Annotated in this window: 10 protein-coding genes; 3 read left to right on the top strand and 7 right to left on the bottom strand. The window is 42.6% G+C overall.

Annotated elements, in window-relative coordinates:
* Positions 1 to 11: 11 nt before the first annotated feature.
* Positions 12 to 2,225 carry a heavy metal translocating P-type ATPase gene (locus CTY47_RS13505; protein WP_099465316.1) on the bottom strand — a complete coding sequence of 738 codons (2,214 nt, stop codon included), beginning with the start codon at positions 2,223 to 2,225 and terminating at the stop codon, positions 12 to 14.
* Between the two features lie 118 nt (positions 2,226 to 2,343).
* Here CTY47_RS13505 and CTY47_RS13510 point away from each other — a divergent pair, with 118 nt between their 5' ends.
* On the top strand, positions 2,344 to 2,793 hold the full coding sequence (locus CTY47_RS13510) for a YhcH/YjgK/YiaL family protein (RefSeq protein ID WP_099465317.1): 450 nt from the start codon (positions 2,344 to 2,346) through the stop codon (positions 2,791 to 2,793).
* Between the two features lie 36 nt (positions 2,794 to 2,829).
* Here CTY47_RS13510 and CTY47_RS13515 read toward each other — a convergent pair whose 3' ends face one another.
* Positions 2,830 to 3,735 (bottom strand): glycyl-radical enzyme activating protein, encoded by a 906-nt coding sequence (locus CTY47_RS13515; RefSeq protein WP_099465318.1) that lies wholly within the window; start codon positions 3,733 to 3,735, stop codon positions 2,830 to 2,832.
* A gap of 2 nt (positions 3,736 to 3,737) precedes the next feature.
* A complete protein-coding gene (hypD, locus tag CTY47_RS13520) occupies positions 3,738 to 6,122 on the bottom strand; it encodes a trans-4-hydroxy-L-proline dehydratase (protein ID WP_099465319.1) in 2,385 nt (794 codons plus the stop codon).
* A 172-nt stretch (positions 6,123 to 6,294) separates the two neighbouring features.
* Here hypD and CTY47_RS13525 point away from each other — a divergent pair, with 172 nt between their 5' ends.
* Both CTY47_RS13525 and CTY47_RS13535 read left to right on the top strand, forming a co-directional pair.
* Positions 6,295 to 7,959, top strand: a complete 1,665-nt coding sequence (locus CTY47_RS13525; protein WP_099465320.1) for an AMP-binding protein — start codon at positions 6,295 to 6,297, stop codon at positions 7,957 to 7,959.
* A 538-nt stretch (positions 7,960 to 8,497) separates the two neighbouring features.
* Entirely contained in the window at positions 8,498 to 10,165 is a 1,668-nt protein-coding gene (locus tag CTY47_RS13535; protein ID WP_099465322.1) for an Lcl C-terminal domain-containing protein, read from the top strand.
* 123 nt (positions 10,166 to 10,288) lie between these two features.
* Here the strand turns inward: CTY47_RS13535 and dapA are convergent, their stop codons facing one another.
* The 4 genes from dapA to CTY47_RS13555 form a co-directional block, all read right to left on the bottom strand.
* On the bottom strand, positions 10,289 to 11,182 hold the full coding sequence (gene dapA / locus CTY47_RS13540) for a 4-hydroxy-tetrahydrodipicolinate synthase (RefSeq protein ID WP_099465323.1): 894 nt from the start codon (positions 11,180 to 11,182) through the stop codon (positions 10,289 to 10,291).
* Between the two features lie 51 nt (positions 11,183 to 11,233).
* Positions 11,234 to 11,752, bottom strand: coding sequence for a DUF6913 domain-containing protein (locus tag CTY47_RS13545; RefSeq protein ID WP_099465324.1), 519 nt, complete (start codon positions 11,750 to 11,752; stop codon positions 11,234 to 11,236).
* The gene (gene ligA, locus CTY47_RS13550) at positions 11,749 to 13,752 is read right to left on the bottom strand and encodes an NAD-dependent DNA ligase LigA (protein ID WP_099465325.1); all 2,004 of its coding nucleotides are present in this window, start codon (positions 13,750 to 13,752) and stop codon (positions 11,749 to 11,751) included. The genes CTY47_RS13545 and ligA overlap by 4 nt, the downstream gene beginning before the upstream one ends.
* Positions 13,753 to 13,832: 80 nt before the next feature.
* On the bottom strand, positions 13,833 to 14,693 hold the full coding sequence (locus CTY47_RS13555; protein ID WP_394340720.1) for a PCMD domain-containing protein: 861 nt from the start codon (positions 14,691 to 14,693) through the stop codon (positions 13,833 to 13,835).
* Positions 14,694 to 14,805: the final 112 nt, after the last annotated feature.

Genomic DNA, 14,805 nt, shown 5'->3' on the forward strand with positions numbered 1-14,805 from the left:
TGTTTTTAAGTTTATATTTTACTCCACTTCAGCCGAAGGCTGTTAAGCACTACCGATACCGAACTAAATGCCATAGCTGCACTTGCCAGCATCGGATTCAGCAACAGGCCGTTTATAGGAAACAGAACTCCGGCAGCCAGGGGAATACCGATCAGATTATAAATAAAGGCCCAGAACAGGTTTTGATGAATAAGCCTTACCGTACTTTTGGAAAGACGGATTGCTTCCGGCAACAACAGCAGATCTGAAGTTATTAAAGTAACCATAGCTACATCCATTGCTATATCAGTACCTTTCCCCATAGCAACACTAACGTCTGCACGTGCCAGGGCTTGCGAATCGTTAATGCCATCACCCACCATAGCAACCAGCTTACCTGCTTTCTGCAAATCTTTTATATATTCCTCCTTGTCATTAGGCAATACTTCCGCCTTATAATAACGTATACCTAAAGCAGACGCTACAGATTCTGCAGTCTTGATACTATCACCGGTAAGTAAATGGACTTCTATACCCATCCTAGTCAATTCTTTCACAGCAGCAGCCGAAGTCGGTTTAATACGATCGGCAATTGCCATTACAGCCAGAACTTCGTCATTCCGTCCGTAATATACAACACTTTTACCCTCTTGTTGCCAATTATCAATATGTACAGATGTAAAATGAGATACGGTTGCTCCAAATAATTCCAAGAAACCCGCACTGCCAGCCCAGTAAGTCATGCCATCCACATTCACACGGATTCCTCTGCCTGTTATACTTTCAAAGCTGTCCACATCACAAGTCTGCGCTCCGGAAGCTTCTGTAGAACGCACAATAGCCGAAGCTAAAGGATGTTCCGACTTCAATTCCGCCGTATATAGAACATCCAAATATCGTTGTGTGGAACCTTCCGGCCAAAATGAATCCGTTACTTCGGGAATGCCTTCCGTTAAAGTGCCAGTCTTGTCCAATACAACGGTATTCACTTTACACATATTCTCCAAGGCAAAAGCGTCTTTAATAAGAATATGCCGCTCGGCACCTTTGCCTATACCTACCATCAGAGCTGTTGGAGTAGCTAAACCCAATGCACAGGGACAAGCAATCACCAATACAGAGACCGCCGACAATAAAGCGTACGAGAAATAATTACTGCCGCCTATCAACAACCAACACGCAAACGTTACGACCGCCAGTCCTACAACTACAGGCACAAAGACTGCACTTATCTTATCGACAATCCGTTGAACCGGAGCTTTACTACCCTGAGCTGCCTGCACCATTTGTACAATCTGAGCCAGAACCGTAGCTCCACCTACGCCGGTAGCTTCCATCGTGAAAGCTCCTTTCTGATTGATAGTTCCCGCCAAAACCCGATCACCGCTTGTTTTTTCCACAGGAATAGGTTCTCCACTGAGCATGCTTTCATCCACAGAGGATGCCCCTTGTACCAATGTACCATCTACAGGAATTTTTTCACCCGGACGGACACTAATTACATCTCCTATCTGCAACAAAGAAATAGGTACTTCTTCCTCTTTCCCGTCTATAACACGACGAGCCGTTTTAGGTTGTAGTCCCATCAATCCCTTAATGGCCGAAGAAGTGCTATTCTTTGCCCGCTCTTCCAATAGTTTCCCCAAAAGAACAAAAGCGATAATTACACCGGATGCCTCATAGTATACATGCGGTTCCAATCCTCTATCATACCAGAATTGCGGATAGGCCGTATTAAACAAACTGAATACAAATGCTATAGAGGTACTTAAAGCAACCAAAGTGTCCATATTGGCACTCCCGTGCAACGCATGACGGACACCATTTATATAAAATGACCGTCCGAAAAAGAGCATAATTGTTAATGCCAGTACCATCATTATCCAGTTGGCATAAGGCATTTGCATGAACACCATACCGAGCAAAGCCAAAGGAATAGAAAGCAACCACGCCCCTATCGTATTACGACGCAATTTATAATAATGCTTACGAGACATTTCTTCCTGTATAGCTTCTGTATCTTCTTCTTCAATTACCAGATCATATCCTGCCGCCTGTACGGCAGCCCTTATCTGTTTAAGATCGATTATAGCGGGATGGTAAGTTACATTTAACGTATTGGCAGCAAAGTTGACAGTAGCTTTCTCCACGCCGGCCAAATCTTTTACGGTATTCTCGACATTACCGGCACATACGGCACAACTCATCTCCAACACCGGAAGAACTTTTGTTTCCAAGTCTTTCATTATATAATATCCTTTATAACCTTTTACACCTTATTTATATTATGAATAACAAAGGTACACCGAAAATGGTTACCTTTGGCAACAAAATTACCAAAAACAAAAACACAAAAATTATACCATGATACTAGATTCATTATGTAATTCAGCACGGTTTGAAAGTCTTCATCCTTTATTCAAAGAAGCTTTCGACTACCTGAAATCAACCGATTTCTCGAAAGTAGAAGATGGCAAATATGAACTGGAAGGTAAGCAAATAACAGCATCCATAGCAAGCCTTTTCGGCAAAGAAAAGGCAGAAGCCGCCATCGAAACCCATAAGAAATATATCGACATACAAGCTCCGTTGCTTGGTGTTGAGAAAATAGGATGGAAAGCCGGATGCGAGCTAAAAGAAGAGTCGATTCCTTATAACGAAGACAACGACATTGCCTTTTATGTAGATCGTCCTACCGCTTTCACCAAGATTTATCCGGGACAATTTGTTATCTATTTTCCTGAAGACGGCCACGCGCCAGGCATCGGCCAAGGCAGCATCCGCAAGGTAGTGATTAAAATACCAGTATTATAACGGCTGTATGCTAAAGAAAAAAGAAGATGTAACCGATTAACCTCCTATCTTTGCATTTATTCCGTACGAATGGAATATCTCTACGCATTTCTGTTGTAGATTCTCTGACGGAGTTGACATGGGAAATTGGTCCGGATTATAAACAGAACCCAATTTCTCATGTTTATTTTTACCTATATCATGGTAAGGCAGTAGGTTTACAACCTTAAGGTGATGCGGAAGTGAAGCAAGGAAAGATGCGCTTTGACGAATATTATCTTCATCTGTATTTATACCCTCAATCAAAGGTATACGGATAATGAACTCTTTACCGGCATCGGCTACCATCCGCAGGTTAGATAGAATTAATTCATTCGGCACGCCACAATACTTCTTATGCCAAAAAGAATTCATCAGTTTCAAGTCGATAAGAAAAAGATCTGTATGTTCCATCACTTGCCGAACTAATGTTGGGCGTGCATACAAAGTCGTATCTACAGCACGGTGAATACCTTCCTTTCCACAACGTTGTAATAGTTCCAATAAAAAATCGGGATGCATCAGCGGTTCACCTCCGCAGAAAGTTACCCCGCCTTCGGAGCAGTCCATAAAAAGTATTTCCTTCCTGATTTCTTTCATCAGTTCGTCGGCCGTATACTCCTTACCGGATATTTCCATTGCCAGCGAAGGACACACATCCGCACACTTACCGCACACCGTACAAAGTGAAACATCGGAAGAAACACCTTCTGAAGTCAGCCAGAGGGCATGCCCGGGACAAGCATCCACACAAGCACCACAGCCCAGACATTTCTGTCTTGTATATAGTTTCTGTCTTTGTCCGGATATACCTTCCGGATTATGACACCATACACACGACAGCGGGCATCCCTTCATAAAGATTGTTATACGAATGCCCGGCCCGTCATTAATAGCATATCGCTTTATATCGAAAACCAGCATAGTTAAAAGCTTTCCTGTTCCGTACGCGCAATAACATCTGCCTGTAAATCGGCATTCATATCATTAAAGTAGTCGCTATAGCCGGCCACACGCACCAGCAAATCGCGGTATTCTTCGGGACATTTCTGTGCAGCATACAGCGTCTCCGTATCTACTATATTAAACTGAATATGATGTCCTCCCAAAGCAAAATAACTACGGATCAGAGAGCAGAGTTTGGATATATCTTCCTCCCGTTTTAACAAAGAAGGCATAAAACGTTGATTCAGTAAAGTGCCTCCACTTTTTACCTGGTCCAGTTTACCCAATGATTTAACCACAGCCGAAGGCCCATGCGTATCTGCCCCATGCGAAGGAGACGTACCATCCGATATAGCTTTGCCGGCAAGCCTTCCGTTAGGCATAGCTCCCGTCACTTTGCCGAAATAGACATGGCAGGTGGTTGATAGCATATTCAAATGGAAACACTCTCCTTTCGTGTTCGGCTTACCCTCTATAGCATCATATAAATCGTCGTAAACATTTATGGCAATCTGATCGGCATAATCGTCGTCGTTTCCAAAGAATGGAGTCCTGTTTAATATACGTTGGCGCATGGCCTCCTTACCTTCAAAGTTAGTAGTTAAGGCTTCCAGCATTTCAGCCATACAAAATGTCTTATCCTCAAAAACATGCTTTTTCAGAGAGCAAAGGCTGTCAGTAACAGTTCCCAGGCCGGTACACTGGATATAGGTTGTATTATAGCGTGGCCCACAGTTATAGTAATCCTTTCCTTTAGCGATACAATCGTCTATAAATAAAGAGAGAAAGGTAGCCGGAGCATACTTGGCAAACATACGGTCGATATAATTACTTACACGCACTTTCATATCCACAAAATAATGAACCTGCTTCAGAAAAGCGGCATATAACTCATCATAGCTTTTAAAATCACACGGATTACCTGTCTCCAGTCCGACCTTCTGCCCTGAAACAGGATCTACGCCATTATGCAAAGTAACTTCCAAAACTTTAGGAACATTCAAATAACCGGTCAACACATAAGCCTCTTTACCGAAAGCCCCTACTTCAATACATCCACTACATCCTCCTTCGCGTGCATCTCGCAACGACTTGCCTTGCCGTATTAGTTCCTGTACATAAACATCCGGGTTAAACACTGAAGGATAACCATGTCCCTGGCGGATTACTTTACATCCGGCACGCAAAAACCTTTCGGGTGTACGCGTACCGACATGAATCGCACTGCCGGGTTGAAGAATATGCAATTCTTCTATCACTTCCAACATGATATACGACACTTCGCTTACCCCATCGCTACCGTCTGCTTTTATTCCTCCGATATTCAGATTTGTAAAATCATTGTATGTCCCGCTCTCCTTAGCCGTAATCCCCACCTTAGGGGGAGCTGTATGATTATTGACTTTTATAAAGAAACACGACATTAGTTCCTTCGCTTCATCACGCGTCAAAGAACCTTCAGCTATTTCTTTTTCATAAAAAGGAGCCAGGTGCTGGTCAAAATGTCCGGGGTTCATGGCATCCCAACCGTTCAACTCCGTAATTGTACCCAAATGTACAAACCAATACATCTGAATTGCTTCCCAGTAGGTACGGGGAGCATGAGCCGGAACCCAACGGCATACTTCGGCAATCTTACGCAACTCGGAAGCCCGTTTAGGGTCTTTCTCTTCACAAGACATTTTATCAGCCATGTCCGCATGCCTTTCTGCAAAAAGAATAGCTGCATCACAGGAGATAGACATGGCAGTAAGCTCCTCCTGCTTATCGGTAGCTTCCGGATCATTCATGTAGTCCAATGCTGCCAGTCCGGAAGCAATCTGCTCTTTTAAATCCAACAAACCATATTTATAAACCTTCCCGTCCAAAGCAGTATGGCCGGGAGCACGCTGTTCCATAAATTCCGTGAACATACCGGTCTCATAAGCCAATTTCCATTCCCCGGGTACATGGCTAAAGATTCGTTCGCGTTGCGTACGTCCCTTCCAATAAGGTATAACCTCTCTTTCGTAAGTATCAATATCTTGTTGGGAAATAGTATAACGTTGCAATTCCCGCGTATTCAATATATGCAGGTCTTCTATACTATGGCAAGTAAGTTCGGGGAAAGTAGGAACAGATTTTGGTGACGGGCCACGCTCTCCGACAATTAGTTCATCCCGGCCGATATAAATGGTTTTATGTTTGCATATCTCGAGGAAATTTAATGCCCTGAGAACAGGTATCGGATATTTACCTTCATTCTCCTTATAAAAACGGGTCTCGATAAGGGCACGTTCGATAGAAAGAGAAGGTTCTGCTTCAAACGTTTGTTTACGTAGCCGTTTGATACGGTCGTTCATGCCAAATGCATTTGTTGTTTCCATCTTGTATTTTGATTTATGCAAACAAGTAACATAGCCAATGCTACCCTACTTTTACTCCGGTTAATTATACTGAAATAAGAATATTACAATACCGAACAAACATATATGTTTTTTGCTATATTTGCAACATTCACTTTAACTTTCTGGTTATTCTCAATATAAATAAAACAACATGGAGAATCGTTTTTTGGGGCTGATAGAGAACAGCATAAAAGAGCATTGGGATTTGCCCGCTTTTTCCGACTATAACGGACATACATATCATTATAAAGACGTAGCCCGCCGAATAGAAAAGTTCCATATAATATTAGAACATGCGGGCATCAAACAAGGAGATAAAGTAGCTCTGGTAGGACGAAACTCATCCAACTGGGCTATCTGCTTTTTCGGCATACTGGCATACGGGGCTGTTGCAGTTCCCATCCTTCACGAATTCAAGCCGGATAACATACACCATATCGTTAACCATTCCGAAGCAAAGGCCGTACTTGCCGCTTCAAGCAACTGGGAAAATATGAATGAAAAGATGATGCCGGACGTCAGATTATTTATGATGCTGGATAATTTTTCCATTATTCATAGTAAGAATAAAGAAGTAACTACCGTGCGGGAACGTATCAATGAATATTTCGGGAAAAAGTATCCCCGTTCATTCACCGCCGGCGATGTAAAATATCATCTGGAAAAACCAGAAGAACTGGCCGTACTAAACTATACGTCGGGTACAACCAGCTTTTCGAAAGGGGTAATGATTCCTTATCGCAGCTTATGGAGCAATACGCAATTTGCATACGACAATTTACCGTTTATTCATCCGGGCGACAATATTGTATGTATGCTTCCGATGGCACACATGTACGGACTTGCATTCGAGATACTGAATTCGGTTAACAAAGGATGCCATGTACACTTCCTGACCCGTACACCAAGTCCTAAAATCATTGCCGAAGCATTTGCTACCATCAAACCGTCATTAATACTGGCCGTACCTCTTATCATCGAAAAAATTGTCAAGAACAAAGTATTCCCGGAGCTGGAGAAACCGCTTATCAAACTTTTACTGAAGGTTCCTTACATCGATCAAAAAATACGTGATACAATTGCAACAAAGCTAAATACGGCTTTCGGCAACAACTTCGGAGAGATTGTTATAGGCGGAGCCGCTTTAAATAAAGAAGTGGAAGCGTTTCTTAAATCCATCAATTTCCGTTATACCGTAGGATATGGAATGACGGAATGCGGTCCGTTGGTTTCGTATGCACAATGGGATGTGTTCGAACAAGGTTCCGTAGGACGCATCGTAGACAGAATGGAAGCGCGTATAGACTCCTCCGATCCGGAAAATGAAGTTGGCGAAATATTGGTGCGCGGCATGAACGTAATGCTTGGATATTACAAGAACCCCGAAGCGACCAAAGCCGTAATGATGCCTGACGGCTGGATGCGCACCGGAGACCTTGGTACCATAGATTCTACCGGTTCGCTCTTTATCCGTGGACGCAGCAAAAGCATGATACTAGGCCCTAGCGGACAAAATATTTACCCCGAAGAAATAGAAGACCGTCTCAATAATATGCTTTACGTGGCAGAGTCTATCATTATCTCGCAAAATGGCAAGTTGATTGCCCTTATCTACCCCGATTGGGAACAGGTAGACAAAGCCGGCATTCAGCACAGTGAGATAGAAAAACTTATGCAGGCCAATGTAGACCTGCTCAACACCGAGATGCCTGCCTATAGCAAAGTATCGTGCTTCAAACTTTATCAGGAAGAATTCGAAAAGACACCGAAGCGAAGCATCAAACGCTATTTATACCAGCCGGCGGAAGAAAATTAAAACAACAGTTCAAAACGCAAACAAGCGCAGATTTACGCAGATATTTTTCCTTTCCGCGCAAGAAATCCCTATCTTTGCCCCCGCAACATTTCATAAACAAGATGAAATACATTCCTTGTATAAGACATATATCTGCGGAACATACATGTTCCGCAGACCTTCTTCATGAAGAAGGAAATTTTGCAAAAAAAACGTAACCTTTCCTCCTCCTTTTTCCCGGTAAAACTCAATCAAAACATAGCAGGCTGCCCTTGCAACCTGCCGAAAACGTGTGTCCGTACCACACGGAAAACCTCCGTACACCTACAAAAGTATCACCGACGCACCGGCGGAGGCTCCGTACCCCTACAAAACCATTACCGGAGTAGCTGCAGCCATTTTGTAGGCCTACAAAACCATTACAGACGCGCCGGCAGCCATTCTGTACCCCTACAAAACCGTTGCCGGAGCTCCAGTGATACCTCCGTAGGCCTACAGAGGCTCTACAGAACGGATTTCTCAATTTTCAACCTAATATTAACTCTCTAAATTCAAAGTTATGGAACAAACAAAAGCGATCAAAACCCGCTACCTCGCGGCCGGTTTCCTGATAATGCTGGCAATGCTGCCTGCATTGACCGCCTGCAACGACGACGACGGACTAGAAAAAGACAAAACCACAGGACATACCCTGACACTTACGCTCAAAACCGACGTAGAAGCCATACCGGAGACGAGAGCGCTAATCCGCGAAGCAGCCCCGGGAAGCGAAGCCGCCCAAGCAGGCTTCAGCTACGAACTGGTATCGAGTGATGCGGACAGCGTTGCTGTTTCCAGTCCGATGACCAAAGCGCCAACAACGCTGAAAAACGTCTACGCCCTCCTCTTTAAGAGCGACGGAACGTTCAACGGCAGAGCCAACATCGGAACCATGACGGCAAACACAAACAAAATAGTAACCTTTACAAACGTAGCTGATCCGGCAGCAACAAGTTGCCGGCTAGTGATTGTAGCAAACGACAATGCGGCAACAAACAGCTACGCCAGCACGGGAGGCACAGGAAGCTTTGCGAACTTCACAGGAAACTATGCAAACTTTCAAACACTGGTGATGACGAACAATATAGCCGCAGACGCGGACGTACCCTACGCGGGAACAGCAACGGTTAACTTGTCATCGGGTACTTTTGGTGGCACAGCCTCCGTACAGCTCTACCGCACACTGGCAAAAGTGACGGTAGTGAATCAAACCTTCTCCATACCTTATAGCTCACAAGGCGGAGGAAGCATACCGCGCACAGGAATCCAACTCGTAAACATAGGAAAAAAGTGCTTCGGAACAAAAAACAACTACGACGGAACAGGAAACAACACAAACCCTATTGGCATAGAAAACTCCACCTCCGTAAATGCAAACACCGTAACCTGGTATGTAGGAGAAAACGTACAATCCGGCTACTCGGCCACTAACGCCACCGAAAGAAACAGGCTGAAAGCACCCGATGCTGCGAGGGTAATGCTGACAGGAAGCAAAACCCTGGCAACAGACGATGCCTACACATGCTATTTCGAGGTCTTTATAGGCAAAAGCGGCAGTGTGGGAGACTTCTCACTACGCCGACACACAAACTACACGTTGACGGTAAACATCAACTCCCCGCTCGAATTCATTAGAAACGAAATAACAAACTACACCAATAATTCATACTATAAAAATGACGATCCCCGGATATGGCACAGCGTGGCTTCTGTGTGGGTACCGATTAATCAAGCGTCAGCCAATACATATAAAGCTTGGCCAGGAAGTGATTTAACTAAATACCCTCCATTCAATTACGATGGTGGTGTAGTTACGGGTACCCTTGGTTCCGATTATAAAGGTGTTTCCTCTAGTGTTACTATAAGTACGCCTTATTCTATAGAAGTATCAAAAACTCAGTCATCAGACTTGTATCAATATGATAATGGCAATGCCAAAGCTCAGTGTACAGCTTTGGGTAGCGGTTGGCGTATTCCTACAATTATAGAGTTGTTGGCAATGTATCAGAATAGGGCGGCATTAGAATCCGTATCAGGCTTCGCTACGTTCATCAGAGATGCCTACTGGAGTAGTTCGGTCTACAATGGTAATGCTGGTAACCGCAGCGGAGTGTATTTCTCCAGCGGCGATTTCGGTAGCGGCCACACATATGGCGGTTGGTATGTTCGCTGTGTGCGGGATATCTGATCCATAGATAGAAAAAGTTTTCGGCTTGGCTTTAATTGTTATCTGCTAAAGCAGACGGCAATTAAAGCCAAGCCGAAAACTTAAAAGAAAAGAATAGTAAAACTTTGTATCTTTGGATTACTCCTAGCATTTAATACTTAACTGGCGCAATACGTCACGTATCTTTTCGAATGTAACGATACGAGTCGGCACCAATGGAAGGCGTAGTTTATTTTCAATAAATCCCATTGCATTCAACATACTTTTCGCTCCTGCCGGATTTCCATCCACAAACAGTAAGCTGAACAGCTCCGTAAAGCTATGATGAATCGTACGTGCACTATTATAATCACCAGCCAAAGCCAGACGTACCATACGGCTGAATTCCCTGGGGAAAGCATTTCCAATTACAGAAATCACACCTATCGCACCTAATGTAATAAGAGGGAATGCAACGCCGTCATCTCCGGAAATCACATTAAAGTTGGCCGGCTTATTTTTAATAATATCGTCCATCTGGGTAAAGTTGCCGGATGCTTCTTTTATAGCCACTACGTTCTTAAAATCACGGGCAAGACGCAATGTTGTTTCTGCAGTCATATTCACCCCCGTTCTTCCGGGAACATTATACAATACGACAGGAAGTGTTGTTGCTTCGGCTATTGCTTTATAATGTTGGTAAATACCTTCCTGTGATGGTTTATTATAATAAGGAACAACTGATAAAATGGCATCTATCCCTTCAAAATTATCATTCTTCAATTTTTCAACTATAGAACGGGTACAGTTACCACCAACCCCCAATACAATAGGAATACGGCTACGTACCTTCGTTACCACTAAATTGATAATTTTCTTTTTTTCTTCTTCCGTAAGTGTAGGGGTTTCTGCAGTAGTGCCCAGCACAACCAAATAATCTGTACCGTTCTGCACCTGGAAATCTACCAACTTGCCTAACGCCTCGTAATCTACACTCTCATCTTCTTTGAACGGAGTAATCAAAGCGACTCCCATTCCTCTTAAATTTATGTCTGCCATGGGGAAATTATTCCTTTTTGTTATTAGCACTGCAAAAATAAAGAAATTATATCACTTTGAACGGATTGTCTGCAAATAAAATAATATATGTCCGAATAAATGTTTGATATCATCTCTGCTTGTCACAGAAATAGAAAGATCATATAAATCTTGTTCGTTTCTTTTGATGCCGACCTTAAAGTCACATGGATGCAATAACATGAGGTATTGCGACACATAATTAAACGGTTTGGATAGGTCTATCAATATATCTGCATTAATAGCTTTCAGTTTATTGCATACAGATTCCTTCGGAAATCCCCAAAAGTCCAGATCAGTTTTGGCACATAAAGAAACACTTGAATCCGAATCTATCTCCGTTTCCGCTGTCCCATAAACAAAGGTTTTTACTTGCTTATGCATCATCCGGATTGTTTCCAGGCAAGGTTCCATGATATTCTGATCTTTGGCATCGTACATTACCAAAACCGTACGGGCTTCTTTCATTCCCCGGAAACAATGATCACGTTTGGAACCTTTATTTACCAACGAGCGAACTTTCCTTTTTATAAAATAATTAGTTAAAATCATTGAGTTAGCATATTTAAGAAATCGTCTTCATTAATTATTTTAACACCCAACTTTTCAGCTTTTTCCAATTTAGCCGGACCCATATTTTCTCCTGCAAGAATATAATCGGTTTTACCGGAAACCGAACCGCTATTCTTCCCTCCGTGCCGTTCGATCATCATTTTATATTCATCCCTGGAATGTTTAGAAAACGTTCCGCTAATAACAATCGTCAACCCTTGTAATTTATCGGAACGATCAGATATCATTTCTTCGGAAACAGTCATTTGCAGCCCATATTCTTTTAAACGATTAACCAACTCCCTGTTCCGTTCGTCAGCAAAATAATCTATTACGCTTTTAGCAATACGCTCGCCTATTACATCCACTTCAATTAGTTTTTCAAATGACGCTTCTTCCAATTCCGCCATAGAATGAAATGCATTGGCTAACCGTTTAGCGATTGTTTCACCAACATAACGGATTCCTAATGCATACAATACACGCCCAAACGGAACTTGCTTTGATTCGAGAAGGCTCTCCATTAAATTCCGTGCGCTTTTCTCCGCCCAACGTTCTAAAAGTAATAAATCGGGTATTTGTAAAGTATATAAATCGGCAGAATTCTTAATTAAGCCAGCATTATACAAATCTTCTACCGTTTCGGGGCCGATATTTATATTCATAGCTTTGCGTGTAACAAAATGCTCTATCCGTCCTTTAATCTGAGGCGGACATCCCGTTTCATTCGGACAATAATGTGCAGCTTCTCCTTCCGGGCGAACCAACTTGGTTCCACAAACCGGACAAGTACGGACAAACCTGACTTTATCTCCTATAAGCAAAGAGCGGGAATCAAGATCAACACCTACAATCTTAGGTATAATTTCTCCCCCTTTTTCAACGTAGACATTATCTCCTATATGCAAATCCAATCCTTCTATTATATCGGCATTATGTAATGATGCACGCTTAACAACTGTTCCTGCCAACTGCACGGGCTCTAAATTAGCCACCGGAGTTACAGCCCCGGTACGCCCTACCTGAAAAGAAACGGAATTTAAACGGGTAACAGCACGTTCTGCCTGAAACTTATAAGCAATAGCCCATCGGGGACTTTTAGCCGTAAAACCTAAATTCTTTTGTTGACGGAGAGAATTAACCTTTAACACAATACCATCTGTTGCCACCGGAAGATTCTTCCTTTCAACATTCCAGTAAGATATATAATCAAATATATCCTCTAAGCTATTACATTTACAGATAACATCAGGTATTTTAAAGCCCCACGAACGTGCAGCTTCCAGGTTTTCATAATGGCCATCGGCAGGAAGCATTTCTCCCAATAAATAATAAAAATAAGCATCCAGCTTTCGAGAGGCTACAATGCGGGGATTTTGTTGTTTCAATGTGCCGGATGCCGCATTACGGGGGTTTGCAAACAATGGCTCTTCTTGTTCTTCACGCTCCTTGTTTAACCGGTCAAATTCGGACCAGGGCAATAATATTTCTCCTCGGATTTCAAACTCACCAGGGTAATTATCCCCTCTTAATTTTAAAGGAATGGAACGGATTGTCTTTACATTTGCCGTAACGTCGTCTCCACGGGTTCCATCCCCACGAGTAACAGCCCGGGCTAAACGTCCATTTTCATATATAAGAGAAATTGAGGTACCGTCATATTTTAATTCGGCAATGATTTCGAAAGGTTCGTTTAAGAAACGTTCCGTACGTTCATAAAAATCACGGACTTCCTCTTCCGAATATGTATTGCCTAAAGAAAGCATCGGATATTTATGCTCTACCTGCTCAAACTCTTTAGACAAATCACTACCGACCCTTTGCGTAGGAGAGGTAGGATCTGCGTATTCGGGATAAGCTTTTTCAAGAGCTTGCAGTGCTTTCATCTTCACATCAAACTCCTGGTCTGATATCACCGGAGAAGAAAGTATATAATAATTATAATTGTGCTGCTCCAGCTCATCACGCAGGGCCTTTATCTTTGCTTCTATTTCATTCATAATTGAAAATGGTTATTGAGAACGGAAAATTACAAACACTACCTTGAATTACCAACTTTCCATTTCCAATTTTCAATTAATTAATATATCAATTTCACATTGTCAACCCAAAATGTATTACCCGGAGAACCGATATAAGCACCTCCGTTACTTGAGACAAATTGCGTGATTATATGTGTTGGCGTCTCACCTTCTTCAGCCCACCCCACTTCTTTTACAGGAACACTTTTCCCTTTACTATTTAAAGTATAGCGTTCTTCGGCTTGAAGCCTCATATAAGGTTTATATTCGGGATGTGAAGTAATGTCTCCATATAAAATAGGAAAAGTTGCAGCATTTACCCATCCGTTTGTAGAGGTAGTAAACCGGTGTACCATTGTGCCAATCCGCTTTGCATATACGTTTCCGGCATTATCTTCCCAGCGCTTTTGCAAGTAGAGATTAACTTCAATAGAATCTGCGCCCGCAAGTTTTGACTGCCTGCTAAAACCAGTACTGCGTATACGATAATCCTCCTGAACCATCTTCGTTTTATAATCAAAACGAAGCGCTTTAGGCTTACCAGTGAATGCTACTCCAGCACCTAACATACTTTGCGGGTTTTTAGTTCCTTTTATAGGCTCATGAACCGCTCCTAAAAAGATAGAACCGGCAGCAATAACTTCTATATCAACCAAACCTAAAACCTTTACACTTTCCATACGAGTTTCCAGCCGGGCACACCAACCGTCATCTCTACGTTCCGGAAAAACAGATGTATTTGTCTTAACAACACCTGCAACTTTTGCCATTACATTAGATGTTGCCCACGGAGAGCCTCCTTTGTTACGATATGCTATATTTCCTTTAATTGTATCTGTAGGACCTAATTCATAAAGATATTTGGTATTACCTCCTATTATCCCGGATTCATGGATTTCACGAACTATCCATTGGTTCATATCGCCATAGGAAAGAGGAACCTCCTTTTCCTGTGCAAACAACGAACCACCGGAAACAACTATGCTTAGCAGTATCTTACTTAACTTACTCATTCTATTTTATTCTTAATCA

The sequence above is a fragment of the Parabacteroides provencensis genome, assembly GCF_900232875.1.
Lineage (GTDB): Bacteria > Bacteroidota > Bacteroidia > Bacteroidales > Tannerellaceae > Parabacteroides > Parabacteroides chinchillae.